The 25764-nt window shown below is 40.5% G+C and carries 23 protein-coding genes; 3 read left to right on the forward strand and 20 right to left on the reverse strand.

All coding sequences use genetic code 11. The features are described 5' to 3' along the window. Nucleotides 1-38 precede the first annotated feature (38 nt). Nucleotides 39-557: a nitroreductase family protein gene (locus MmiEs2_RS05690; protein ID WP_316558913.1), complete on the reverse strand. Its 519-nt coding sequence runs from the start codon at nt 555-557 to the stop codon at nt 39-41. 171 nt (nt 558-728) lie between these two features. On the opposite strand from MmiEs2_RS05690, the gene MmiEs2_RS05695 reads away from it, so the two are divergent. Next, the gene (locus MmiEs2_RS05695; RefSeq protein ID WP_316558914.1) at nt 729-1271 is read left to right on the forward strand and encodes a zinc-ribbon domain-containing protein; all 543 of its coding nucleotides are present in this window, start codon (nt 729-731) and stop codon (nt 1269-1271) included. A 75-nt stretch (nt 1272-1346) separates the two neighbouring features. Here MmiEs2_RS05695 and MmiEs2_RS05700 read toward each other — a convergent pair whose 3' ends face one another. The 6 genes from MmiEs2_RS05700 to MmiEs2_RS05725 form a co-directional block, all read right to left on the reverse strand. Beyond that, nucleotides 1347-1634 (reverse strand): zinc ribbon domain-containing protein, encoded by a 288-nt coding sequence (locus MmiEs2_RS05700; RefSeq protein WP_316558915.1) that lies wholly within the window; start codon nt 1632-1634, stop codon nt 1347-1349. Nucleotides 1635-1689: 55 nt separating this feature from the next. Next, on the reverse strand, nt 1690-2118 hold the full coding sequence (locus MmiEs2_RS05705) for a pyridoxamine 5'-phosphate oxidase family protein (protein WP_316558916.1): 429 nt from the start codon (nt 2116-2118) through the stop codon (nt 1690-1692). Nucleotides 2119-2365: 247 nt separating this feature from the next. Continuing rightward, nucleotides 2366-3373: a ketol-acid reductoisomerase gene (ilvC, locus tag MmiEs2_RS05710; RefSeq protein ID WP_316558917.1), complete on the reverse strand. Its 1008-nt coding sequence runs from the start codon at nt 3371-3373 to the stop codon at nt 2366-2368. A gap of 139 nt (nt 3374-3512) precedes the next feature. Continuing rightward, complete coding sequence (gene ilvN / locus MmiEs2_RS05715) at nt 3513-4022, reverse strand: acetolactate synthase small subunit (RefSeq protein ID WP_316558918.1); 510 nt, start codon at nt 4020-4022, stop codon at nt 3513-3515. Then, nucleotides 4023-5735: an acetolactate synthase large subunit gene (locus tag MmiEs2_RS05720; protein WP_316558919.1), complete on the reverse strand. Its 1713-nt coding sequence runs from the start codon at nt 5733-5735 to the stop codon at nt 4023-4025. A gap of 383 nt (nt 5736-6118) precedes the next feature. Next, complete coding sequence (locus tag MmiEs2_RS05725; protein ID WP_420891242.1) at nt 6119-7615, reverse strand: 2-isopropylmalate synthase; 1497 nt, start codon at nt 7613-7615, stop codon at nt 6119-6121. Nucleotides 7616-7835: 220 nt separating this feature from the next. Here MmiEs2_RS05725 and MmiEs2_RS05730 point away from each other — a divergent pair, with 220 nt between their 5' ends. Then, entirely contained in the window at nt 7836-8261 is a 426-nt protein-coding gene (locus tag MmiEs2_RS05730; RefSeq protein ID WP_316558920.1) for an acyl-CoA thioesterase, read from the forward strand. A 71-nt stretch (nt 8262-8332) separates the two neighbouring features. Here the strand turns inward: MmiEs2_RS05730 and MmiEs2_RS05735 are convergent, their stop codons facing one another. Genes MmiEs2_RS05735 through MmiEs2_RS05765 form a run of 7 tightly spaced genes read right to left on the reverse strand, consistent with a single transcriptional unit; the run spans nt 8333 to nt 16985 of the window. After that, nucleotides 8333-11374, reverse strand: coding sequence for a type III restriction-modification system endonuclease (locus MmiEs2_RS05735; RefSeq protein WP_316558921.1), 3042 nt, complete (start codon nt 11372-11374; stop codon nt 8333-8335). After that, the gene (locus tag MmiEs2_RS05740; RefSeq protein ID WP_316558922.1) at nt 11374-12399 is read right to left on the reverse strand and encodes a virulence RhuM family protein; all 1026 of its coding nucleotides are present in this window, start codon (nt 12397-12399) and stop codon (nt 11374-11376) included. The genes MmiEs2_RS05735 and MmiEs2_RS05740 overlap by 1 nt, the downstream gene beginning before the upstream one ends. A 10-nt stretch (nt 12400-12409) precedes the next feature. Beyond that, nucleotides 12410-14230: a site-specific DNA-methyltransferase gene (locus MmiEs2_RS05745; protein ID WP_316558923.1), complete on the reverse strand. Its 1821-nt coding sequence runs from the start codon at nt 14228-14230 to the stop codon at nt 12410-12412. Nucleotides 14231-14252: 22 nt separating this feature from the next. After that, on the reverse strand, nt 14253-14414 hold the full coding sequence (locus tag MmiEs2_RS05750) for a hypothetical protein (protein ID WP_316558924.1): 162 nt from the start codon (nt 14412-14414) through the stop codon (nt 14253-14255). After that, complete coding sequence (gene fic, locus MmiEs2_RS05755; RefSeq protein ID WP_316558925.1) at nt 14415-15023, reverse strand: protein adenylyltransferase Fic; 609 nt, start codon at nt 15021-15023, stop codon at nt 14415-14417. Between the two features lie 55 nt (nt 15024-15078). Continuing rightward, on the reverse strand, nt 15079-16857 hold the full coding sequence (locus MmiEs2_RS05760; protein WP_316558926.1) for a site-specific DNA-methyltransferase: 1779 nt from the start codon (nt 16855-16857) through the stop codon (nt 15079-15081). Beyond that, nucleotides 16854-16985, reverse strand: a complete 132-nt coding sequence (locus tag MmiEs2_RS05765) for a hypothetical protein (protein ID WP_316558927.1) — start codon at nt 16983-16985, stop codon at nt 16854-16856. Before MmiEs2_RS05765 ends, MmiEs2_RS05760 begins: the two co-directional genes overlap by 4 nt. 122 nt (nt 16986-17107) lie before the next feature. Between MmiEs2_RS05765 and MmiEs2_RS05770 the strand changes: the two genes are divergently transcribed. Further along, on the forward strand, nt 17108-17362 hold the full coding sequence (locus MmiEs2_RS05770; protein WP_316558928.1) for a hypothetical protein: 255 nt from the start codon (nt 17108-17110) through the stop codon (nt 17360-17362). 316 nt (nt 17363-17678) lie between these two features. On the opposite strand, the gene MmiEs2_RS05775 is transcribed toward MmiEs2_RS05770, so the two are convergent. The 6 genes from MmiEs2_RS05775 to MmiEs2_RS05800 form a co-directional block, all read right to left on the reverse strand. Beyond that, a complete protein-coding gene (locus tag MmiEs2_RS05775) occupies nt 17679-17921 on the reverse strand; it encodes a hypothetical protein (protein WP_316558929.1) in 243 nt (80 codons plus the stop codon). Nucleotides 17922-17988: 67 nt separating this feature from the next. Then, nucleotides 17989-19881, reverse strand: coding sequence for a site-specific DNA-methyltransferase (locus tag MmiEs2_RS05780; RefSeq protein WP_316558930.1), 1893 nt, complete (start codon nt 19879-19881; stop codon nt 17989-17991). Beyond that, nucleotides 19881-20549: a DUF4391 domain-containing protein gene (locus MmiEs2_RS05785; protein WP_316558931.1), complete on the reverse strand. Its 669-nt coding sequence runs from the start codon at nt 20547-20549 to the stop codon at nt 19881-19883. The genes MmiEs2_RS05780 and MmiEs2_RS05785 overlap by 1 nt, the downstream gene beginning before the upstream one ends. Nucleotides 20550-20561: 12 nt before the next feature. After that, entirely contained in the window at nt 20562-23786 is a 3225-nt protein-coding gene (locus MmiEs2_RS05790) for a helicase-related protein (RefSeq protein ID WP_316558932.1), read from the reverse strand. A gap of 35 nt (nt 23787-23821) precedes the next feature. Continuing rightward, nucleotides 23822-24424, reverse strand: coding sequence for a TIGR00296 family protein (locus tag MmiEs2_RS05795; RefSeq protein ID WP_316558933.1), 603 nt, complete (start codon nt 24422-24424; stop codon nt 23822-23824). A gap of 16 nt (nt 24425-24440) precedes the next feature. Beyond that, on the reverse strand, nt 24441-25688 hold the full coding sequence (locus MmiEs2_RS05800; RefSeq protein WP_316558934.1) for a phosphoglycerate kinase: 1248 nt from the start codon (nt 25686-25688) through the stop codon (nt 24441-24443). Nucleotides 25689-25764 lie beyond the last annotated feature (76 nt).

The following is a 25764-nucleotide window of genomic DNA, read 5'->3' on the forward strand; positions in this document are numbered from 1 at the left end:
AAGAAAAAGAATGAATCGGCTATTGCGGCTGATTCATTTTAGAATTTATTTTTAAAAACGAGTTCATTTAACGGTTTTCGATCCGCGGTTTCTGAAAAATTGTCAATCGGATGGCCGATTGCAACAACAGCCGCCAATTCAAAACTTTCCGGTGCGTTTAATATTTTTGAAACCTCGTCTTTGTTTTTCAAAATCTCGCCCAGCCAAACCGCTCCGAGTTTCAGAGAATGCGCGGCAAGCAAAATATTTTGAATGCTTGCGCCGATTGCCATTAAATCTTTTTCACGATTGTAAGAGGCCGCCGTGTCTAAGAAAACGGCAATTAAAAGCGGCGCTGACGCGACAATTTCCGAGTAATGCGTCAGCGTTGAAAGCCGCCGTCCGATTTCAGAATCATCAACAACAATAAACCGCCACGGTTGATTGTTTAAACCCGACGGCGCGAATCGGGCGCATTCAAGAATTGTTAAAACGGCTTCATTCGAAACCGGATCCGCCGTATATTTGCGAACGCTTCGGCGAGAATAAATGTTTTCAGTAATTTCATTTTGAATCAAAAAATCACTCCAAAAAATAAATCAAAAATTAATAAAAATTAAATGAATCCCAATATTTGGTAATATTTTGACTTCAAATAATATAAATAAGTTTGATGACAGATAATCAAAAAGGTTACAGAAAGAAAAATGAAGAATAAAAACGAAAACAAAATAAAAAAGAGGAAAATTATGGCAAACAATTTTTGTTCCAATTGCGGAGAACCTTTAAAAGAATACGCAATCGTCTGTTCAAGCTGCGGAACGCCTGTCAAAGGCAGAGAAAATCAAGACGGAACAGACCAATCATATCAGTCGCAACAATCACAATACACGAATGAATCTGCAAACGCCGAGCACGTTTGCGGCGAAGAAATTCCGAGATACGTGCCGGTAAAAGAAAAAAGCACATTTTTTGCTGCAATTTTATCATTCTTCATGGCCGGTCTCGGTCAGGTTTACAACGGCAAATTCGGCAGAGGGCTTTGTTTCATGGTCGGCGCTTTTGTCGGATCATTTTTGATCGTTCCGGGCATTGCCGTATGGATTTGGAGTATTTATGACGCGTACACCGAAGCCGACAAAATCAATAAAGGCGAACTGCCTTTCAAAGAAGCGACCGTTTGGGAAATCATCGGATTCCTGTTGTTGCCGTTCATTGTTTTCGTAATCTTTGTGCTTTTTGTGCTCCTGATTTTCATCGGAATCGCCGTTCCGTTTTCGATGATGGCTTAAGTCAAAAATGCGGATTGAAATTTCAATCCGCTTCCTTTTAAAAATGAATTTACAAAATTTAAATTCAAATCATTTTTATTTTTTCCAGCGTTTCAATTCGGGGAAATATTTTTGCATCATTTCACGCGCCGCATCCTCAGTTATGTTTTCATTTGCAGAAACCATATGCGGAACGCAGAATTCAATCATTTCTTCCATTGTTGCGTCAGGTGCCGTAAATGCGCCGTCTTTGTAGCAGTAAACGCAGTACTCTTCATTTTTGCTGCCGTCAGCTTCTGTCCCGTTAAATTCGCCGGACTCGTCTAAAGGCATTGCACAGCACTGACAAAATATCATATTTTCAGGGATTTCGGATTGTTCCATATTGGTCACCATTTGATTTTGAATATTTTTTGGATTTATTTAAAAGACTTAATTTTCAGAAGATTATGATTCCGGCATCTTCCATCGAAACAACGACATCTGCTTCTTTGACATGGATTTCATAAATATCAAGGAAATTCCCGACCGCTTCAAACATTTCCGCAAGATCCGGCGTTTGTTTCAAAAACATGTCTTTGACATCATTGAGTGATAAATCGCTCTTTCGAACAAACGCGTTGTGCGAACGAACGTGCGGCGTGTCGTCATGAGATGTAGGAATTGTTGTAAAAGCGGTTTTCTCATTTCCCGTAAGTTCCGCGATTTTGTTGCTGTCGCTGCTTGTTGAGAAATAAAGAACAGACGGATTATTTTCATCAAAGCAATAATTGACGATTCGGACGTTCGGATTGTTGTTTGCGGAAGTTGATAAAGCGATGATTCCTCCTTCCTTTAAAATTCGATTGTAAGCCGGTAAGTATTCCATAAAATTTCTCCTTGCCCAATTGAGCAAAAGAAAAAAGCAAACAAAGTAAATAAAGAATCAGAACACGGTGAAAGTAATCATGATATAAAAATAAAAAATGAAATTAACAAAAATTTGATCCCGGCAATTTATTTGTTCCGCGTGCCGGTAAGCGGAAAATATTTGGTCCCGGCTATTTTTAACCCCGCTGCCGGTAGCGGAGAATATTTGAATAAAATTCAAAAATGAAAAAGAAAAGACTGAAAAATCAGTCTTCGTCAATTCCTTTGTTGAGCCACGGAATCTTGGAGCGGATTTCTTTGCCGACGATTTCGATTTCAAGCTCGCTCTCGTGGCGTTCCATTGCTTTTAAGGTCGGGTGGTTGACCATGCCTTCCAAAATGAATTCTTTGGCGAATTCGCCGTTTTGAATGCGTTCAAGCGCTTCGTACATCGCGTCTTCGGATTCTGCGTTGATGACGCGCGGGCCGACAGTCATGCCGCCGTATTCTGCGGTGTTGGAGACGGAATACCACATCTTTTCAAGACCGCCTTCGTGAATCAAATCAACGATTAATTTCAATTCGTGAACGGTTTCAAAGTAAGCCATTTCGGGCTGGTAGCCGGCTTCCACCAAAATGTCAAAAGCCGCTTTCATCAAACTGGCGGCGCCGCCGCACAAATCGACTTGTTCGCCGAACAAATCGGTTTCGGTTTCTTCTCTGAAAGTTGTTTCATAAACGCCGGCGCGCGTGCAGCCGACGCCTTTTGCGAACGCGAGACCGAGTTTTTTGGCATTGCCGCTCTTGTCCTGATAAACGGCGACAAGACCGGGGACGCCGATGCCTTCGGAATAGGTTCTTCTGACAATGTGGCCGGGGCTTTTCGGGGCGACCATGAAGACATCCAAATCCTGGCGCGGAACGATTTGGTTGTAGTGAATGTTAAAGCCGTGGGAGAAAGAGAGCGCTGCGCCCTGTTTCAAGTTCGGCTCAATTTCGGAATAGTAAAGCTTGGACTGCGCTTCGTCGGGCGCCAAGATGTGAACGATGTCGGCCGCTTTGACAGCGTCCGGAACTTCCATGACTTTCATGCCGTCAGACTCAGCTTTTTTCCAGCTGCGGCCGCCTTGTCTTAAACCGATGACAACGTCAAGGCCGGAATCTTTCAAATTCATTGCCTGCGCGTGTCCCTGGCTGCCGTAACCGATGACGGCGATTGTTTTTCCTTTCAATACATTCAAATCTGCATCTTTGTCGTAGTACATTTGTGCCATAATGATGACTCCTAATAATCAAATAAATCAATTAATCAAATCAATGAAATAAAAATAAAATTTAAAAAACTGAAATTAAAAAAATGATGAAAACTCATTAAGCTTTCGATTCATTTTTATGTTTCAATTTTTTATTTGCTTATTTTTCCTTTGCCGTATCCTTCGCGCCTCTCAAAAGACCGACTTTTCCGGTACGCGCGAGTTCTTTAATGCCGAACGGGCGGAGCAATTTTTCAATCGCAGAAATTTTGTCGCTGCCGCCTGTGATTTCAATCATCAGCGTATTGGTGCCGACGTCAATGACTTTGGCGCGGAAAATTTCAACGATTTGCAAAATATCGGAACGCGTCTCAGACGTTGCCGCCACTTTAATAAGCGCAAGTTCGCGATCGACGTGTTCTTCTTTGCTCAAATCAACGACTTTAATGACTTCAATCAGCTTGTAAAGCTGTTTAATCACTTGCTCGATCACGGCATCGTCGCCGTAAACGACAATCGTCATTCTGGAAACATCCGGATCTTCGGTTCGGCCGACAGCCAAACTGTCAATGTTGTAGCCGCGGCGCGCGAAAAGCGCGGCGACACGCGTCAAAACACCGAAATGATTTTCAACCAAAATCGAAAGCGTGTGAGATTGCATTTCAGCCATTTAAATCCCCCCGTACTTTCTTTCATCAACCAATTCGTTAATGGAAGCACCTGCCGGAACCATCGGGAACACGTTTTCGCCGCGATCAATGCGAACATCAATCACAGCCGGACGGCCGGATTTAATCGCCGTTTGAACCGCTTCTTTGAGTTCGGATTTCTTCTCAACGCGAATGCCGAGCGCGCCGTACGCTTCGGCCAGCTTGACGAAGTCAACGCTGTCAATGATATCGGTGTGTGAATAATGGCAATCGTAGAAGAGTTCCTGCCACTGGCGAACCATTCCCAAGTAACCGTTGTTTAAAATTACGGAAACGACAGGAATGTCGTTGGACACAAGCGTTGCCAATTCCTGAGAATTCATTTGGAAAGAGCCGTCGCCTGCGACATCGAAAACGACTTGGTCGGGGCAGCCGACTTTTGCGCCCATCGCTGCCGGAAGGCCGTAACCCATTGTTCCGAGACCGCCGGATGTAATCAGTTTGCGCGGCTGTTTAAATTTGAAATACTGCGCCGTCCACATCTGGTGCTGACCGACTTCCGTTGCGACAATCGCATCAGGCGCGACTTCGCAGAGCGTTTCAATCACAAACTGCGGCTTGATAGTGGAACCGTCGTCAATGTATCCGAGCGGATATTCTTTTTTCCATTGCGCAATGCGGTTTAACCAGTCGGACGTTTTTCCCGAAACGAGTTTTTCGGAAACCGCCGGAATCAAATCCGTTAAAATGCATTTAGCATCGCCGACAATCGGTAAATCAACGGCGACATTTTTGGAAATTTCGGCGGGGTCGACATCAATATGAATGATTTTCGCGCCGGCCGCAAATGATGAAATTTTGCTGGTGACGCGGTCGTCAAAGCGCGCGCCGACTGCGATTAACAAATCGGAATCTTGAATGCTGAAGTTCGCGTATTTTGTGCCGTGCATGCCGGGCATGCCGATAAAGAGTGGATGGTCTGTCGGAAACGCGCCCATGCCCATCAGCGTGGTCGTAACAGGCGCATTGACGAGTTCCGCCAACTTGTATAATTCTGAAGACGCGTTTGCTGCGACAACGCCGCCGCCTGCGTAAATGACAGGTTTTTTGGCTGCCGCAATCATCGCCGCCGCTTTTTTAATTTGCTGAATGTTGCCTTTCACGGTCGGCTTGTAGCTGCGAAGTTCCACTTTGTCCGGATACGAAAATTTAAATTCTTCCGAGGTCGCATCTTTCGTAATGTCGACCAAAACCGGACCGGGACGTCCTGTTGATGCGATGTAGAAAGCTTCTTTAATGCTTTTCGGAATGTCTTCCGCTTTTTGAACGAGATAATTGTGCTTTGTAATCGGGAGCGTAATGCCGGTAATGTTGGCTTCCTGGAACGCGTCGTTTCCGATGAGCGAGCTTGTGACTTGTCCGGTAAACGCGACCATCGGAACGGAATCCATGTGCGCGGTTGCAATACCGGTAACCAAATTCGTGGCGCCCGGCCCGGATGTTGCGAGACAGACGCCTGTTTTACCTGTTGCGCGGGCATAGCCGTCAGCCGCGTGGGCTGCCGCTTGTTCGTGGCGAACAAGGATGTGGCGCAAGTCACAGTTGTAAATCTCATCGTAAATGTGGAGTAAAACACCGCCGGGATATCCGAATATGGTGTCCACGCCTTCCTTTTTGAGAGATTCGATGAACGCTTTTGCGCCGTTCATCTGCTCCGCAGAATTTTTTGTCATTAAAACAGCATCTCCTGTAATTTTCAGCCGAAATCGGCTTCTTCGATCCGAATTTACGCGCGGCAAAATATTATGTCCGACGGCAAATTCTTTTGTTATTGAATAGTTTGTTTGATTTATAATTCCGCCGCATCAAATTGAAAAAAACGGCTTTTAATTTTGAATAATTTTGAACAGAATATTAAGGCATGATATTTAACGCTTGTTTTACGAACGCGGAAAAATGAACTTTAGAGACTTGAAAAATCAAAAAAGCCGTTTCAAATTGAAAACGAAAAGCCGATTTAAAAATCGGCTCAATCGTTTTTTGAAACCATTTCATTTTAATTTGAAACGATTCCGTTTAAATTTGAAACACTTCCGCGCCAAACAACAAACTCGACTTAAACAAGCCGATTCATGCCGTTAATAACCGCTTCGACTGACGCTTCGATGATGTCGGTTCGGGCGCCGCGGGCGGTAATCGCTTTACCGTCTTTGGACATTTTAACCGTAACTTCAACCAAGGCATCTGTTCCGCCCGTAATCGCATCGACGTGATATTCTTCTAAAACGATATCACCGACAGATGCAACGGCGCGCTGAATCGCGCGAATCGCCGCGTCAACCGGACCGTCGCCTGTATCGACACAAACTTCTTCCTTGCCGTTGACTTCTAAAATAACCGAAGCCATCGGAATAGAAGGACGACCGGAAACCGCCGAAAACGATTTCAATTTAACCGTCGGCTCGCAGTGGATTTCCAAAACGGATTCGGCAATGGTTTGCAAATCGGCATCGGTTACGCGGAGACCTTTATCTCCCATTTCTTTGACGCGTTTGAAAATTTCCTCTTTCTGCGCGGAATTAGCATCAAGCTTCAATTCCGTTAAAGCCAACTCAATAGAACTTGCGCCGGCGTGTTTTCCGAGAACGACACGGCGCGTTCTTCCGACGAAGTCAGGAACGATCGGCTCGTAAGACGCCGTATTCTTGACAAGATCGTGAACGTGAATACCGGCTTCATGCGTGAACGAATTGCCGCCGACAAGCGCCTTGTTCGGCGCGACCGGAATATTCGTCAACCGGCTGACCAATCTGGAAACTTGATACAGATTTTCGGTTTTAATGCCGGTATCGGCGCCGTAAAGATGTTCGAGCTGAACAATCACTTCCTCAAGCGCCGCATTTCCGCTGCGCTCACCGATTCCGTTAACCGTCAAATGCCCTTCGGCGGCGCCGGCCCGAAACGCGGCAACCGTATTGGCAACAGCCAGACCGAAGTCGTTGTGGCAGTGAACGCTGACAGGTGCGCCGGCCGAGAAAGCCAACTCGGAGAAAATGTTAAAAGTTTTCTCAGGCGTGAGCATGCCGACGGTGTCGCAATAGCAAAGTCTGTCCGCGCCGTGCGAAACGCCGCTCGCGTACAAATCTTTCAAAAACTTAAAATCGGCTCGAGACGCGTCTTCCGCGCTGAATTCAACAATCAGCCCGTGAGATTTCGCGTATTCGGCGACCTCGCCCGCCATCATTAAAACGTCTTCGCGGTCTTTTTTATCAAAAATATCTTTCTTCAACTTCGTTTCAATATGAAGATTGGAAGACGGAACAACGAGATGAACCGAATCGACATCGCATTCAAGCGCGAGATCAATGTCTGATGTGCGCATGCGGCAATAGCTGCAGATTTCGGCGTTCAGACCGAGATCGGCAACCGCTTTGATGGCGGCGCGCTCCCCTGCGGATGTCACCGCGGATCCGGCTTCAATAATGTGAACGCCCAGATCATCTAAAGCTGTCGCTATTTTTAATTTGTCATCGGTCGAGAGCGCTACGCCCGGCGTTTGTTCACCGTCGCGGAGCGTCGTATCAAGAAAACGCAGATTTTCGAATAATATAATCCCCTCTTTTTACAATGATATCGGTCGGCTTCATCGGAAACGCCGATTTAAAACCGATCAAAACAGAAAAATCATTTATGCGTTAAATATGTTTTCATAAATTTGTCATTGATTATCATGACAATAAGAGAAATGTCACGACCGTAAAATGCAATGACCTTTTTCAGTTTTTCCGATTAAATGATAGATTTAAATATATTCTATAAAATTAGAGAGAAACATGTTTACTGCAACAGTTACGCCCAGTTTTGGAGAAGTTGACGGACTTGGCCATATCAACAACACAGTCCTTGCGCGCTGGTTTGAAATGGCAAGAAACCCGATTTTCCGCATGTTTGAGCCGAATCTGAATTTATCTCACGACGTTTGGCCGCTTATCATGGCGTACACCGATTTTAATTTTGTCGGCGAGCTCTTTTTCGAATTTGACGTCGAACTCCGCACCTACGTTGAAAAAATCGGCACAAAATCTTTTACCGTTTATCATGAAGCCTGGCAGGAAGGACGCCTTTGCACCTACGGCCGCGCCGTTGTTGTTCACTATGATTTTAAAGCCGGCACGACGACACCGATTCCGGAAGAAAAAAGAGCAGAATTGGCGGAACATATGGTTCCGGAAGGCGTTGCTCAGGGAATTAAGAATTGATTTTATTTCCGATTCAATTTTGAATTATGAAAAATAAACAGCACGGTTGAAAAAACCGCGCTGAATCTTTTTTATTGCTTAACAAGACTCATTAATTTCTCATAATTATCAACAGCATGATAAATGACAGAGTCGGTGCTGATTGTTTTAAAATGTTCAGTTGCACAATGAATTTTTGCTTTTTCAATACTGCGCAATTGCAATGTTGATAAAGAACCTTTGGTTTCGGCAACAAAATAAATATGCTTCACCATTCCTTCGTGGAAAGCAATAGCCCAATCCGGACTGTATTTTCCGACAGGTGTATTGATGTAGAATCCTTTCGGTAATTTAACATAAACTGCAACTTCTTTGCTGATATCAATATTTTCCGCGAAAGTGCGTTCGGTATCAGAATCATAAACCAAATGGTCAAACAAATGCCTTTTTGTTTCCATTACATTGACACCGAGCTGTCCCCTCATTGTTGATTCTGTGAGAATTTGCGTATCATAAACAGAATCAATTTTGTTATAGATGATATGCTGGATAATGATGGTTGCTTTTTGTTCGTTAATAAGCGCAGATGCACGAATAATAAATTCTTCGGGATTGTGAGCAAACTGATCAAATACCGATTTTTCAATTCCTTGTAAAATATTGACGATTGCTTTTCGGGTCAGACCTGTTTCAGAAACGACTTTTCCGACAAGATCATATTTTACGGAAGAATTAGAAACGGTTTTAACATTATATGCCTCACGGCTTTCGCGAATAAAGGAGTCACCGAGTGAAAGCTGTTCTTTTGATTCAATATCAATCATACTTCCACTTTCAACATTGAAAAAGATCGAAGAAACGTGAAGATTTTTGTTGAGTGAGGAAATTGATTTTTCAATGAGTTCCTGCTCGTCAAAATCGACCGTATAAACGGATTTGACATTAATACGCGACCATAACTCTTTGAACTCTTTGCTGCTCAATTTATCCGTATTCAAACTCAGTTCGACATTATTTTTGAATGCATTTTCAAGACCCAAGCCGCGACTGTCATAGACTGAATCTAAAACGGCAATAATGGCATCTTGATATTCGGCAACTTCATCATCGAAAACAAGTGCATCATTCTTTTTAGCTTCAAAATAATCATCCGTTAAAACGCCTTTTTTAACATATTTATTTCCGATAAGGCTTTCATAAACCATTTGAGCCAGTTCGACATCAACCACTTGTTCATCACCGTTTTCATTTCGGAAAACTTTATTTTTGAACAAATCGACTGTCACTGCGCGCGGGCGATCGGCAACGGCTTCGGCAATTTCGGTTTGAAGTCCTTTTGAAAAGGATTCATAACTTTCGTTTGCGATAACGGTTAAAACATTTATGTTGTGAACATCTTCGCCTAATACATTTGTATCCATACGCTCGCCGCTTTGATTAACAGACAAACGTAAACCGCGACCGACTTCCTGGCGTTTTCGAACATCGCTGCCGCTTTGTTTAAGTGTACAAATTTGGAAGACATTTGGATTGTCCCAGCCTTCGCGAAGAGCCGAATGAGAGAAAATAAAACGAACAGGTTCGCGTCTGTCAAGCAACTGTTCTTTGTTCTTCATAATTAAATCATATGCGTCAGCATCATCGGAAGTTCTTTCTTTTTTGTCGCCGAGTTTGCTGTCAATCATACGATTGCTTTTTTTATCAATCGAAAAATATCCGGCATGCGTTTGACCGGCAGAAATTGTTTTCAAGTATTTGATATATTCATCTTCTTCAGATTCGTTGATTAAATTCTCAACAATCGCTTTGTATTCTTCTTCAAAAATGTCGGCATATTCACCGTTAAACGGACCGGTTTCATTATATTGTTTATATTTGGCGACTTCGTCAATAAAGAAAAGGGAGAGAACTTTGATGTTTTTATAGAAAAGCTGTTTCTCGCGCTCCAAATGGGAAAGAATTGTCTCACGAATTTGAATACGGCGAAGCTGGTCTTCGTTAACTTCTCCGATAACATCACCGGCAAATAATTTAATGCCGTTTGTAAATTCGATTGAACTGTCTCTGCCGTCAATTCGAAGAACCGTAAATCCGTCTTTGTATTCATTTAATTCTCCGGATTTTGAATAAAGATTGTAGCCTTCGTTAACGATATGCCGTTCTTTTCGAACGCTGTTTTTGCCTTTGACTTCAAATTCAATCGTTGCTGTCGGGTTTCCTTTGGAAAGGTTTAATCCTTCCAAATAAACATATCCTTCCGTTGCAGTTCCGCCGGTTACCGTAATTCCTTTGACGGAAATTTTTTTGACAAGCTTTTTGTTGTAAGCTTCCATCGCGTCGAGGCGGTAAATCATATTATAAACGCTGTCTTTTTTGTGCGTCGCCGAATATCGAAGGGTGATGAGAGGATTGAATTCAACCAATCTTTCTTTTGTCACTTTTCCTTCAACCGACTGGGGTTCATCAATAATTAAAATCGGATTTGTTTTTGCAATAATATCAATCGGTCGACGACTTCTGAATTCATCTAATTTCATATAGATGCGGCGCGCGTCTTTGCCGCGGGCATTAAACGCCTGTGAATTGATAATCATGACATTGATTGCGCTGTCGGATGCGAACCTGTCAATTTCGGTTAATTGAGAAGAATTGTAGATGAAATATCGGATTTTTTTGCCGTATTCTTCGGCAAAATGGTCTTCCGTCATTTGGAAAGATTTGTAAACGCCTTCACGGATAGCAACACTCGGAACAACGATGATAAATTTGCTCCAACCGTAGCGTTTGTTAAGCTCATACATTGTTTTGATGTAGGTATAAGTTTTACCGACACCGGTTTCCATTTCAACCGTCAGATTGTATCGGCCTTCTAAAGCCTTGGAGGGTTCAATTTGAAAATCGCGCTGAATTTTTTGAAGATTTTCTAAAATGATATTGTCGTTCAATTGCGGAACAATCCGTTGGTTTCCAAATCCGGTCATTTCCTGACCTTCAACAATTGTTGTTTGTCCTTTTGCAAGAATGCCTTTATCCATCATGTAAGACGGCGTCAAACATGGCTGCCCTGCAAAAACATCACAAACCGCCTTTGCTGCGTCCGCCTGAAACTTTTGGTGCTTAAATTGTAATCTCATCAAAGATTCCTCTTTTCTTTACCGATTTTTTTAATATCCTGATTTAATATGTCCATGTCTGATTCATGTTCTAATTCATGACGGTGCTGCTCATATTTTTGAAACTCTTGTTCAGCCGTTTGCTTTGCATCTTCAGCGGAAATTTTTCCGGGATTATCCAACACTTCCCGTCCTGTGAAAAGTAAAAATTCGTCCAATTTTTTTTCCCAATCAGACATATACATCGGGATATTCCGCCGTGCTTGATCTTCGGCAAAATCCAAATACATTGTAACCAATCGATTCAGATTTTCGATTTCTTCTTGATTCAAATAATTCTTAGCTGTATCGACATCGGTTTTACGGACGACAGCTCCTTTAAAATTTGTAAGTCCCATATTCGGTTTTGAAGAATCCGCGCGTTCGGCAATGAGTTCTGCGGCTGTATGCCCGTGAATGCTGTAATGTATTTTGTTTTGCGCTGTTGCAAAAAAAACTTGTGCTTGTTTTGCTTTTGAATCATAATCAACGGAAGTTGTAAAGATCTCTCGTATTTTGGAGTAGAACCTTTTTTCAGATGCGCGAATATCCCTGATACGCTCAAGCAATTCATCAAAGTAATCTTCTCCAAACGGTTTTGGATCTTTCAAGCGTTCATCATTTAAAGCAAAACCTTTTCGGCTGTATTCCGTCAATACATTGGAAGCCCAATTGCGGAAATGAACACCGACGTGTGATCTGACGCGATAACCGATTGCCAGAATCATTTGAAAATTGTAATGTTTAATCGGGCGTTCGACTTGTCGACCACCTTCGTTTCGAACTATAAAGTAATCCTTTATAGTTGCTCCCGCATCCAATTCCCCGTCAGAGTAGATATTTGTAATATGATAAACGACATTTTGAAGTGTTGTTTGATAAAGCTGAGAAATGCTTTTCTGGCTCATCCAAACATCATCATCTTCAAAATAAACATCGATTTTTGTATCCCCGCTTTCATTTTGATAAATGAGAATGTTTCCGATTTCTTCAGCTTTATCGTCCATTTTAATCCCTTTAAATGACTTTTACCGTAGTATTGGGTGCCATTAATTTAAAGATTTCTTCAACATTAATCTTCTCGGGACTGCTCGAAAAACTGCTGTCTCTGAACACAACTCTCAAAGGCTGACGTTTTGCAATCTCCTTAACAACCGCTTCACTGACTTTATCGGCAAAACAGGCTATTAAATCACCGTCATTGTAAGTATGAACGGCAACACCGTCAATTACTTCCGTTTTATGAGATTGCGAAAGCGGCAAACCCCAATCCAATAAACAGCCGTAAAGTAAATCCATATCATTCCGATCGTCTTTAATATTGGATTCTGTCAAAGAAAGTAAATCTTGAGTATAAGCGCCGGCAGCATAATAAACGTCTTTCATATTGCTGTCGTCTAATTTGAGAACACGGAAACCGATGTCTAAATTTTCAATTCCCCCTTTGTCTTTGTTTTCTTCTTTGATTTTATCACCGGCGCGGCGAATTCGTTCTTTTCCGATTTCACAAATATTATGAGCTTTACCAATACTATCTAAAAAATCAATTGATTCTTTAATTGAAGCTTTGGTTTTTGCATCTACCCCTCTCGTCAATGCTTCATCCAGATCTTCAGGTAGTTGAACCATAATGTATTTACGACTCCCACCATCATCGACATTTAATTGCATAACTGCATGAGCTGTTGTGGCTGAGCCACTAAAGAAATCTAAGATAATAGAATGTGTATCATCTTTAACCGCTGCCTTAATACAATCATAAACTGCCCACATACTTTTGGGGAAAGTAAATGATGCCCCACCAAATAATTTATCAAGCAGTTTGGTACCATATTCGCTTGAATCGTATCTTGCATTCGCCCATACACTTCTCATCGTCCCTTCATCTTTATGGTATATAATTTGGAGGCTATTACGCCCCATTTTTGGCTCTAATTTGTCAAGTATACCATCAACACTTTGTCGGGCATAACGCCATTTTTTTTCATCCCCATCATCTGTCATTGGCCAAACTTCAATGACACCATCAGCCAAATGAATGTTGGAACTTAAAGGATGGAAAGTATCATCAGGCACTTCACCGATTTTGACTATTTTATTGTGTTGTATATAAAAAGGATAAAAACATGATCGTGCATCTCCGCGATCGGATTCAGTCCCACTATCACGTAATGAACGTGAATCAACCTCATCTTTAGGAAAATTTGAAAGATATTTTTTGCCATTTGCTGGATATATAAAAATTAGATATTCATTGACATATGAAAAATTGGTTCCTTGTTGACCACGCGGATTATGGACAACTGAAACATATGAATGTTCATATGTTGTTTCACCAAATATTTCTTTAAGGATAATAGAAAGAGAAGAGAATTCGTTTTCATCAATAGCACACACAAGCACGCCATTTTGAGAAAGTAAAGTTCGTGCAATCAAAAGACGAGAATATATCATAGTCAACCAAGCAGAATGGAACCTTGCGTAAGTTCGGGGATTGGAAATAAGTTTAGCACCATTTTCATCAACAGCATCAGATTCCTCAAGATAATCTTCTGTATCAATAGAAAAATCGTTACGATAGATATAATTCTTACCAGTATTATAAGGCGGATCAATATAGATCATTTTCACTTTTCCCAGATAACTCTCCTGCAAAAGTTTCAAAACATCTAAATTATCGCCTTCAATGTACAAATTCTCAGTTGAATCAAAAGATTTACTCTCTTCCGGACAGGGTCTCAAAGTTTTTCGAATCGGTTTTCCGGCTTCCATCACAGCTTCTCTTTTACCGACCCAAGTAAATTCGTAAGCTTCGTCATCGGCGACATCATCGCCCAAAAGAGTTCGTAAAAGGTCAAAATTAACAGCACGCTTCAGTGTCGACTGTTGCTGATTTCCCCCCCCCCCCCCCCCCCCCCCCCCCCCCCCCGGATTTTTCGGTAACGACTGACGGGAAGAGTGCCGCAATTTTTTCAATGTTTTCCGAGGTTAAGTCAGGAGATTCAAATTTCATTTTATCCATTTATAATTCCTCAATTTTAAATTCAGAATAATTTTCGTAATAATAACTCACATCTATGCCTTTCATAAATAATTCGCGTTCATTGATTTTGTCGGTCAAAGCGTTCTTAAAAAGCGTTTTGATTTCAAGATCATTAACGGGACTTCTTTCCATCGCCGAAAGATAATCATTTTTGTCAATCAGATCCCAGTCAATAACGTTCTTGATTTCCTTTTTCAAAATCAAATCCAGCCAAATGCGCGAGGCTCTTCCGTTTCCTTCGCGAAACGGGTGAGCAATATTCATTTCAACGTATTTTTCAATAGTTTCATCAAAAGTCGTTTGCGGCATTTTGTCAATGTAAATTAAAGACTGCTCCAAATACATCAGCGGCGCAAATCTGAAATTTCCTTTTGAGATATTGACATCGCGAATAGCGCCTGCGAATTCATAAATATCGTTGAACAAATAATGATGAATTTGTTTCAATCCTTCAAATGTGCCGACTTCGATTTTGGAAATATCGCCGCTGTCGTAAAGGCGTTTTGCATTTGTTTTACTGAGCCGTTCCTCTTCTCGATTTAATTCGACTTGGTTTGTAATTCCCAATTTATTTTTTAGAACGGTCATTTTCAATACACCCGGATTTTGTTCAATTTCAATTCATTGCAAAGACATTAAACGATTACAAAACTTTTATTGTAGTATTGGGTGCCATTAATTTAAAGATTTCTTCCACGTTGATTTTCTCAGGACTGCTTGAGAAACTGCTGTCACGGAAAACGACTCTTAACGGTTGGCGTTTTGCAATTTCCTTAACAACTGTTTCACTTACCTTTTCAGCAAAACATGCTATTAAATCACCGTCATTGTAAGTATGAACAGTAACGCCGTCGATTTCTTCCGTTTTATGTGATTGTGAAAGCGGAAGTCCCCAATCCAATAAACAGCCGTAAAGCAAATCCATATCATTCCGATCATCTTTGATATTGGATTCTGTCAAAGAAAGCAAATCTTGAGTGTAAGCGCCGGCAGCATAATAAACATCTTTCATATTGCTGTCGTCTAATTTGAGAACACGGAAACCGATATCTAAATTTCCAATATTTTCTTTGTCTTTGTTTTCTTCTTTAATTTTATCGCCGGCGCGACGAATACGTTCTTTTCCGATTTCACAAATGTTTTTGTAACCGGCTTTGTAAGCTTCGGAATTTTCATCTGTGGTTTCGGGCAATTGAACCATGATGAATTTGCGGTTGCCGCCATCTTCAGCGTTGAGTTGCATGACGGCGTGGGCGGTGGTGGAAGAGCCGGAGAAGAAGTCGAGAATATAATCTCCATCTTCAAGCGATGCCATTTTAAAGAATTTTATCAACAAATCAATTGATTTAGGATAATCAAATACAACTGTATTAAAAAGTTGTTTGATTACATTCGCTCCTGAACCAACATCATCAATCCAAGTAGTGTATTTTTTTGTAGATTCTTCACCATCTAAAGGTTCCCATATTTTTTCATATGCGATCCATTGACCACCTGAATTTTTAGAAAAATCAACATTTCCATTTTCAATTTCTATTACCATTCTCTGTTTACCCCAACGCCAACGCCCTTCGATATCAGAGCTTATCATTGGAAAAAGATTAGTACCATCAGGGGCAACGATTGAATAATACAAATTTGGACGATCTGTGCGTTTACTATTTGACCCCCATTTGCGTGCCAATTGGGTCTTATAATTACGTTTTTTAGATTCATCGTACTTTGGATATACCGTTCCAATCTTTACTTCTTCACCAGCCTTAAATTCATTAAGTTTTTTTGCATAACATAAGATATATTCATGAATTACAGCATAATGCTTACTATCCTGTCGACCACCGCGGCCTTTCCAATTAATCAAGGAAACGAAATTTTTTTCACCGAAAACCTCATTACATATTTTTTTTAGATTTTCCACTTCATTATCATCAATCGAAATGAAAATAACACCATCTTCTGAAAGCAAATTCCGTGCTAGAACCAACCTTGGATAAAGCATCGAACACCAATCGGAATGAAATCTTCCATTGCTTTCAGTATTCTTAAAAAGTCGTTCGCCATCTTCATCAAAAACGCCTGCCTCTTCATCATAATCATCACGACTTTGCGTAAAATTATCCCGATAAACAAAATCGTTCCCCGTGTTATAAGGCGGATCAATATAGATCATTTTCACTTTCCCAAGATAGCTCTCTTGCAAAAGTTTCAAAACATCTAAATTATCGCCTTCAATGTACAGATTCTCAGTCGTTTCAAAAGATTTGCTTTCTTCAGAACACGGTCTTAAAGTTTTTCGAATCGGTTTTCCCGCTTCCATCACAGCTTCTCTTTTACCGACCCAAGTAAATTCATAAGCTTCATCATCGGCGACATCGTCGCCCAAAAGAGTTCGTAAAAGGTCAAAATTAATGGCACGCTTCAATGTCGACTGCTGCGGATTCGCCCCCCCCCCCCATGGGATTTTTCAGTGACGACTGACGGGAAGAGTGCCGCAATTTTTTCGATGTTTTCGGATGTTAAATCGGGTGATTCAAAACGCATTTTTTCCATGATTGTAAGCTCCTGAATGAATAGTATATCGATTGTAAGCAGATTCTTTAAAGAGGATATTTATAAATATTAACCAATAATTAATTATATCTTATCAAAATTATTATAATTGGTGATTTAACATGAATTCTGAATTTAAAATAGATATATTTGTTGTAACAACTTCTGGTCCATTTGTCAAAGATGAGCAAGGAAATAGGTATAAAATTGAAAATAATATAATTTTTGATTCAAAAAATAATGAAATAAGAGAATTAGCTCTTGAAGAAGCTGAATTTTTAAAACAAATGGAAGAATATTACCAAACAAATTGGCCTATATATTGTGGTCAATATGTTATAAGTCGCCCTATTGAAATGTTGGGAAAGAGAAATTAATAATCACCATTTATTTTTCAAAAATTATATACATTATTAATGGACTTTAATTGTCTAATTGACCACCACCAGGGGAGCTCTATTTCAATCCATCGCAAAAGGAGATGATAATCATGAAGATGAGAGTCAAGGGCTTTGTCCATAGTTACACTAAGGAGCTTAGTTTACTGTCAACAGTGGGGATGGAATTGCCAAATTAACTTGCGAAACTGTATAGTTCGTATAGGGCTAGGCATCTTGGTGCTTTGGGGAGCAGTAATTTGGTAGAACACCAAGTAACTGATGAATTTGTCCCTTAGGGGGTTCCATTTAATACTTATTTTATTGATTTAAAGCATTCTTCTAAAGTTGATTCTGGGATTTCGAACCATTGTTCTTCGTGACCAATCATATACAATCGGATATTGCCTTTTTTAAAAGGCTTTACATACGATTCGGATTTTGCCCACATACTACCAATAGGAGTATTAACTATACGACCTGTTTTCATATCGTTGTTATCGTACTCCTCAGCATATGCCTTTTTAATGCATATAAATTTTTGATTTTCTTCTATCATTTTAATACCTGAGTAGAAAATAGATGATTATGAATAAAATAAACAATTATTCATAAAAACCGTTTGGTTAAATGACCTTAATCGTAGTATTGGGCGCCATTAACTTAAAGATTTCTTCAACATTGATTTTATCGGGACTGCTCGAAAAACTACTGTCTCTAAACACAACCCTCAAAGGCTGACGTTCCGCAATTTCCTTAACAGCCTTTTCACTCACCTTATCAGCGAAACAAGCTATTAAATCACCGTCATTGTAAGTATGAACGGTAACACCGTCAATTTCTTCCGTTTTATGAGATTGTGAAAGCGGCAATCCCCAATCCAACAAACAGCCGTAAAGCAAATCCATATCGTTCCGGTCATCTTTAATATTGGATTCTGTTAAAGAAAGTAAATCTTGAGTGTAAGAGCCGGCAGCGTAATAAACATCTTTCATATTGCTGTCGTCCAATTTGAGAACGCGGAAACCGATATCTAAGTTTTCAATACTTTCTTTAGCTTTATTTTCTTCTTTGATTTTATCACCGGCACGGCGAATACGTTCTTTTCCGATCTCGCAAATGTTTTTGTAACCAGCATTATAGATTTCAGAATTTTCATCAATTTTTTCCGGCAATTGAACCATGATGAATTTGCGGTTGCCGCCATCTTCGGTGTTGAGCTGCATAACGGCGTGAGCAGTGGTGGCAGAGCCGGAGAAGAAATCGAGGACAATATCTTCTTTATTGGTTGAAAATCTAACCAAATCATAAATAAAAAGAACAGGTTTGGGATAACTGAAATAAGGAACACCAAAAAGTTTTGAAAGCTCAGTTGTTGCATTTTGGTTCATATAATTATTTTCAACTGCAAATAAACTATTCACAGGATTTGTCATTGAAGAAGCATCCTTTTTATAACGCTTGAAAATAAAACCTCTTTCGTTCTCGGAATAATTTTTCTTAAAGGTTATTTTTCCCGATTTAATATAAGTTTGAAGCGTTTCTTTTGAAAAAGCCCAATATCTGCCATTTGGCGGAAAATCAGATTTGCCTGTATAAGGATTCATAATTTCGAAATATGTGGATTGCCCACCACTTTTTGCACTGGGATCACCGATACACCAATCACCGTTAGAATCATTATCAGGGTTAGAATAATTACTATAATCTTTCTTTTCACCTTTAAGAACAAGATGATTAATATTTTTTGCATAAAGTAATAAATTTTCATGTTGAAGATTAAAGCCGATGCCACTATCCCCCGTCATCGATTTTGTTTTTCGAATGATTTCACCGGCAAAATTCTGTGAACCAAAAATTTCATCACAGATTTTTCGAAGACTACCAACTTCATGATCATCAATACTGACAAAAATAACACCATCTTCCGAAAGCAAATTTCTCGCCAAGACCAACCTTGGATAAATCATGGAACACCAATCAGAATGGAAACGTCCATTGCTTTCAGTATTCTTAAACAATCGCTCCCCATCTTCATCAAAAACACCGGTTTCCTCTTCATATTCTTCATGGCTTTGCGTAAAATTATCACGATAAACAAAATCGTTCCCTGTGTTATAGGGAGGATCAATATAGATCATCTTCACTTTCCCAAGATAACTTTCCTGCAACAATTTAAGAACATCTAAATTATCGCCTTCAATATACAGATTCTCAGTAGAATCAAAGGATTTGCTTTCTTCAGGACACGGCCTTAAAGTTTTTCGAATTGGTTTTCCCGCTTCCATAACAGCTTCTCTTTTACCGACCCAAGTAAATTCGTAAGCTTCATCATCGGCGACATCATCGCCCAAAAGAGTTCGTAAAAGGTCAAAATTAATCGCACGTTTCAGTGTCGACTGTTGCTGATTCCCCCCCCCCCCATTGGATTTTTCAGTGACGACTGACGGAGCAAGAGCCGCGATTTTTTCGGCGAGTTCGGATGCAAAATCCGAGGTTTCAAAATGCATTTTATCCATTATAATTCCTCTAATTCTTTTCTTTTGAGTTTAACCTGACTGAAAAGCTCGGTTTGTCTGTTGAATTGTTTCTCTTTATCAATTTTATTATTCAAGGCAGCGATTTCATTCAGAATTTTTTGCCGCTTGCCGTCAAGAATGACAGCATCTTTGAGCGTTTCGGGTTCTGTTTTGCCGGCATCCGTATCAAAATTTAAACGATCGCCGGCAATTTGATAAACAAAATTTTCATAAACCGAATCCATACTCAAGCCTTCAAGGCGAAGATCAAATTGGCTTGGTGAAAGCCAATCCGTTTGATAATAAGTTCCGATTTTGAAAGTTCCTGCTTTTTGACTTTCTTCTTTAAAGCTGATCCGAGCTTGAATCTCATTCCGATATTCCAACAAAAATAAAATGTGGTAAGGAATGGTTTTATCAATGAATTGAAGCACTTTTTTATCCAAATCGTAACTGTTTAATTGGATATGAATGATTTCAATTTCCGAAACATAGGTGCCGGTTCCGACATTCACCGTAAACGGAGAAATCTTATTTTGCCAGACAATTGAATGAACCTGATCAATAAACAATCGCTTCAAAGCAGGCGTCATAGAGGGATTTTCATAAAAATTCTGTTTCGGAACTTTTTTACCATAAATCGTAGTTTCCGGCAAATTCAACAACATCAATACCTCCAATCATTCATTTCGCACGACAAAGAAACAAATCAATTCAAAATCATCCAATCCCGTGATGGTTGTATTCAACGCCGATGTACCGCCGCTTTTGAACAAACTGGCAATATCATTTTCTTCTTTGACACTGACAATCGAATGAATGGCATCTTGAAGCAATTCCGATATATGACTCATATCTTTGCCGTCCTTCGTTTCCTTATTAAAACTGCGGCATAAATCAACAACCGGCTGGGTTTGATTCTTAGACAAATACCGAATCGTATCCAACATTTCTTTCGGAGAAAGATGATTGCAAATAATATCGCTGTCATCCCCGATATAAATCATATAAAACGGGTGAAGACGATTCTGATTATCAATATTGACACCGCCATTAATATTCCTCAAAATGAAAATAACACCGGCAGGATATTCATTTTGAGCAGAAACGACCGTATGAAGACCAAACGGCGTTTTATCCAAGTCGCCGTGTTTTTGAGAGTATTCCAATAAATCCAGCCTGAACTCATTCAATCCCAAATCCATGATAGAAATACCCGAAGACATTTCTTCAATGTCAACGACTTCATCTTGTAATCGTTTAAGCTGAGCTTTTCGATATTCAAGATCGCCTTTCTCTTCCGAATTAATCAAGTCATCATCGCCCGTTGAAGTCATCACCGAAATCTTCATACGCGTTTCAACCCGGCTTTTGAGATTGATATATTCGTCCAATGTCAAATCCGGCCAGAAATTAACCAGCTGAATCACAGAATTTTTACTGCCGATACGATCAATACGCCCGAAACGCTGAATAATTCGAACAGGATTCCAATGAATATCATAATTCACCAGAAAATCACAATCCTGCAAATTCTGACCTTCAGAAATACAATCTGTTGCAATCAAAACATCAATACTGCCGTCAAAATCCGGCATCAACAAATCTTTTCCTTTAGAAAGAGGAGAAAAACAAGTCAAAACATTGTTAAAAGTCGGCTTAAACTTCGGAATTGTTGTCTTGCCGTCAATAGATCCCGTAATCAACGCTGTGTTTAAATCATATTTTTGTTTCAGATAAACACTGACATTTTCATACAAATATTCAGCCGTATCAGAAAACGCAGAAAAAACAATAACTTTTTTATTGCCCACATTGATCGGATTTTCAATTTTATCTGAAATCATTTGCAGCAACGTTTGAAGTTTCGTATCATGCTCGGGCGTTACAAGATCAGCCATTTCTCCAAGCGCTTCTAAAATATCAAAATCATTTTGAAGTTCGGAACGCCATGTCTTATAATCCATATCATTGAGATCGATTTTGATTTTTCGGCCTGAAAAGAAATCCATATTTTGGTCATCCAAATCAAAATCAGTATCCTCTCGAACTTCAGAAGATTCAATAACGGAAGTGCCGCCGGCTTCAAACTCATCAATTTCAGAAATTGTTTTATGAATAAGTTTTTGAATCCGCCCCAATGTCAACCGGAACGAAGAAACGGAACTTTCCAACCGTTTCAGCAAATTAATACTCATTAAACGGCGGATTCCCTCTTCGCGCCCCGAACGATTGATGTTCACGGAAGAATCTACATATTTATCAAGCTTACTCGGAAAAACATAATTTGTCGGCGTATAAACCGAAAGATTGAGTTTTACCAATTCTTCATAAATTTTATTATAATTGACATCATCAATATCCGTCATCTGAGGGCGTAAAGAAATCGGTTTTAATCTTTCCGGAAAAGCACCAATCTCAGCCATATTGTAATATTTTTCAATATGCTTGCGAGAGCGAGCAATCGTTACGCTGTCCAGCAATTCGAAGAAATCAAAATCCAGCATTTTAAGAAGTTTTTCGGTTGTACGTTCTTCGGGTTCCAAACCCCCCCAAAAGTTGAAAGCCCTTTGAGCATTTCGGAAAATTTCATCAACAGACTTGGAAGTATTGAGTTTGTCATTAATCAAATGCGGATTTCCTTCATAAGCAAGCTCGAGCTGGTTTTTTAAATCCGCAAACCGATTATTGACCGGTGTTGCCGAAAGCATCAAAACTTTTGTTTTAACACCCGACCGAATGACTTTGTTGAGTAAACGCAAATATCGATTTTCACGCGCATCTTTACCGGAAATTTCGCCGCCATTTCGGAAATTATGTGATTCATCAATCACAATAAGATCATAATTGTTCCAAACTAATCTGTCTAAATCCAATCCGTTTGACTTTCCTTTCTCCCTGGAAAGATCTGTATGATAAAGAACATCATACCTCAAACGATCGCCAGCAATCGGATTATTGACATAATTGTCTTTAAAAGTGTTCCAATTGTCCGATAATTTTTTAGGACAAAGAACCAAAACAGACCGATTTCTGTTTTCATAATATTTCATAACAGCCAACGCCGTAAATGTCTTGCCGAGCCCTACACTGTCCGCTAAAATGCAACCGTTATATTTTTCAAGTTTATTAATGACAGCAAGAGCCGCATCTTTTTGGAATGAATAAAGCATATTCCAAATATTACTTTCTTTAAATCCCGTTGCTTCATTCGGCAATACATCTTCGGAAATATCTTCAAGGAATTCATTGAAAATATTATAAAGCGTAATAAAATAGAGAAAATCCGGAGAATTTTCATTATAAGCTGCTGTGATGCTTTCAATGACATCATCCGTTACGTCTTTTAAAAGAGACTTATCATTCCAAACTTGTTCAAACATTTGAATGTATTGAGTGCTTTCTTCATGAGAAATTTTAGTAACAAGATTTGTAATATGATCGCCGCGCTGGCATCCTAATTCTGTTGTTGTAAACGCATTCACAGGAGAATAAGAAAAACCGGACTGTTGATTGACAACATTCAGCATTGAATTAATTGATCCACCGGTGACATTTGAACGAAATTCAACTTTTGAGCGAATCCACTCTGCACATTCTCTTGCAATCATTTTCTGAGAGAGTTCATTGCGCAGTTTTATTTCAAAATCGGTGCCGTAAAGACTTCTTTCCCGATTCAGTTGCGGGATATAAAACTCTCTTTTTTCTTTCGGTGCCTTTTCGGCAACAAACGCGGGAGAAGTGAAAATAAATCTTAATTCTTCAATATTATCAAATTGCTTCTTAAGCTCTTGATAAGCAAAGATAGAAAAACAAGCGGAAGCGATTGAAATGTGACTGTTTTTGTCAACAGTAATCAAAAGATCATCTTTCAAAGTTCTGTTAACATTGTCAATAACTTCCATATATTGCCCTCATACAAACTAAAGTAATAAACGAATTACTCTTCCCCTTCAACAATCGCCCCACCCGGCTCAGTCTCGTGGTAAATCTGACCTTCGAATTTGTAAATCTTCGCGCCGTATTTCCACATCATCGGCGTCATTTCAGCTTTAATGCAGGTCTGGCAAAGAAATTCAATCACATCCCAGCCTTGTTCCGTTGCCACCTGCGGCAAAAGCAAACCCCGGTTTTCACCGTACTCGGCCATTAAACCGTGTTTTCCGATTTGAATTTGATTAGAATACGTTGTAAAAGCGCCGGTGACTTCTTCGGGAAGCGTTAAAGTCGTGACTTCAACCGTAATCTTGGAAAAATCTTCTTTCTCAATCGGGAAGAAACGCGGATCTTCAAAAGCCGCGGCAATTGCCGATTTCACAAGCACTTCTTTGAGCGGCAAAACAGGATAAGGATAACCGATGCATCCGCGAAGAACGCCTTCTTTTTCAAGCGTGACAAACGCGCCGCGTTTTTCGGAAAAAATAACGGGAACGGAAGGCAAATCATCTTCAGGATCTTTGCCGTCCAAAACGTTTTCGATTACTTTTCGCGCAATTTTAACGGCGAGAACGCCTTCGCTTTTATGAAGAATATTTTTAGACATTTTGACACCCGAAAAATTATTCAGAATCGCCGGAATCATCATTTCGCCTGCGTGCCGCCGCTTCTCTGAGAACGCGGATGCCGGGAAGTTCAGTTCCGGACAAATATTCGATACAAGCGCCGCCGCCGGTGCTGATGTGTGAGAACTGCGTGTCCATTCCGAGGCGGTGAACCTCGGCGGAAATGTGGCCGCCGCCGATGATTGAGAATTTGGCGTTAACCGCTGAGCGGATAATTTCATGCGTTCCGATTGCAAAATCAGGATTTTCGGAAACGCCGGCCGGCCCGTTTAAAATGACGGTTCCCGCGGATTCGATAATAGAAGTATAAGAAACAATGGTCTCAAGACCGATATCGTTTGCCGGATACTGGGATTTTCCCATTTCCTTAATGTTTGCTTCAACGCGTTTTCCGTCAATGTTTAACGCGACATCCGTCGGATAGCGGATTTTGTCGCCGAATTCTTTGAGCATGTTGCGGACGGGAGAAATGTAAGACGCGTAGCCTAATTTTTCAATCAAATCCATGTTGGTCTGACCGATGTTAAAGCCGGCTGCCGCCAACACAACATTTCCGACAATGCCGCTGAAAAGAACGATGTCGGCGCTGCCTTTGGACAGGACGTTGTTGGCAACACGAAGCGAATCGTCCACTTTCGCACCGCCAAGCGCGTAAACGCATGGGCGCTCGCCATCTAAGCCGCGGTCCAGACTGAGAATCTCAGACTCCATGATTCGGCCGGCGCCGCACGGGACGTCGCGCGTGAAACCGACAACGGAGAGGTGAGAGCGGTGGGAGACGGCAAAAGCGTCGTTGAAGAAATAATCGATAAAAGGCAATAATTTTTTAACAAAATAAGATTCGGCGTGTTCATTGACGGTTCGTTCAAGTGATTCTTCGGAGTAAAAACGGACATTTTCAAGTAAAATAATGTCGCCGGGCTCCATTGAAGAAATGCAGGAACGCGCGTAAGAGCCGAAAATATCGTCCACATAGCGGACTTCTCTTCCGAGAAGCTGAGACAAAACTTTAGCGTGCGACTGCATTGTCATGAAATCTGATTTTCCGGGACGGCTCTGGTGCGCCAAAAGAACAACTTTCGCCTCTTTCAAATCGCTGATCGTCCGAATGTGGCTTTTAATACGGGAATCATCTAAGATTCGGCCGTCGGGCCCCATCGGCGCGTTAAAATCAACTCTTAAGAGAACTGTTTTTCCCGAAATATCAAAATCATCAATCGTAAAGAAATCTTTTGTCAACGTCAAACCTCTCGCCGTTAAATATTTCTGTTTGAAAAAGGGATTTCAAACACTTTTTTCAATCAATATCATTCACACAATG

Origin of the sequence: Methanimicrococcus stummii, assembly GCF_032594435.1 — an archaeon.
GTDB classification, from domain to species: domain Archaea; phylum Halobacteriota; class Methanosarcinia; order Methanosarcinales; family Methanosarcinaceae; genus Methanimicrococcus; species Methanimicrococcus stummii.

What these genes read in the sequence shown, in the direction of transcription:
- MmiEs2_RS05695 (WP_316558914.1), top strand. Translation starts at nt 729, where the DNA reads ATGGCAAACAATTTTTGTTCCAATTGCGGAGAACCTTTAAAAGAATAC.
- MmiEs2_RS05700 (WP_316558915.1), bottom strand. Translation starts at nt 1,634, where the DNA reads ATGGAACAATCCGAAATCCCTGAAAATATGATATTTTGTCAGTGCTGT.
- MmiEs2_RS05705 (WP_316558916.1), bottom strand. Translation starts at nt 2,118, where the DNA reads ATGGAATACTTACCGGCTTACAATCGAATTTTAAAGGAAGGAGGAATC.
- ilvC (WP_316558917.1), bottom strand. Translation starts at nt 3,373, where the DNA reads ATGGCACAAATGTACTACGACAAAGATGCAGATTTGAATGTATTGAAA.
- ilvN (WP_316558918.1), bottom strand. Translation starts at nt 4,022, where the DNA reads ATGGCTGAAATGCAATCTCACACGCTTTCGATTTTGGTTGAAAATCAT.
- MmiEs2_RS05720 (WP_316558919.1), bottom strand. Translation starts at nt 5,735, where the DNA reads ATGACAAAAAATTCTGCGGAGCAGATGAACGGCGCAAAAGCGTTCATC.
- MmiEs2_RS05730 (WP_316558920.1), top strand. Translation starts at nt 7,836, where the DNA reads ATGTTTACTGCAACAGTTACGCCCAGTTTTGGAGAAGTTGACGGACTT.
- MmiEs2_RS05735 (WP_316558921.1), bottom strand. Translation starts at nt 11,374, where the DNA reads ATGAGATTACAATTTAAGCACCAAAAGTTTCAGGCGGACGCAGCAAAG.
- MmiEs2_RS05740 (WP_316558922.1), bottom strand. Translation starts at nt 12,399, where the DNA reads ATGGACGATAAAGCTGAAGAAATCGGAAACATTCTCATTTATCAAAAT.
- MmiEs2_RS05750 (WP_316558924.1), bottom strand. Translation starts at nt 14,414, where the DNA reads ATGGATAAAATGAAATTTGAATCTCCTGACTTAACCTCGGAAAACATT.
- fic (WP_316558925.1), bottom strand. Translation starts at nt 15,023, where the DNA reads ATGACCGTTCTAAAAAATAAATTGGGAATTACAAACCAAGTCGAATTA.
- MmiEs2_RS05765 (WP_316558927.1), bottom strand. Translation starts at nt 16,985, where the DNA reads ATGGAAAAAATGCGTTTTGAATCACCCGATTTAACATCCGAAAACATC.
- MmiEs2_RS05770 (WP_316558928.1), top strand. Translation starts at nt 17,108, where the DNA reads ATGAATTCTGAATTTAAAATAGATATATTTGTTGTAACAACTTCTGGT.
- MmiEs2_RS05775 (WP_316558929.1), bottom strand. Translation starts at nt 17,921, where the DNA reads ATGATAGAAGAAAATCAAAAATTTATATGCATTAAAAAGGCATATGCT.
- MmiEs2_RS05780 (WP_316558930.1), bottom strand. Translation starts at nt 19,881, where the DNA reads ATGGATAAAATGCATTTTGAAACCTCGGATTTTGCATCCGAACTCGCC.
- MmiEs2_RS05785 (WP_316558931.1), bottom strand. Translation starts at nt 20,549, where the DNA reads ATGTTGTTGAATTTGCCGGAAACTACGATTTATGGTAAAAAAGTTCCG.
- MmiEs2_RS05790 (WP_316558932.1), bottom strand. Translation starts at nt 23,786, where the DNA reads ATGGAAGTTATTGACAATGTTAACAGAACTTTGAAAGATGATCTTTTG.
- MmiEs2_RS05795 (WP_316558933.1), bottom strand. Translation starts at nt 24,424, where the DNA reads ATGTCTAAAAATATTCTTCATAAAAGCGAAGGCGTTCTCGCCGTTAAA.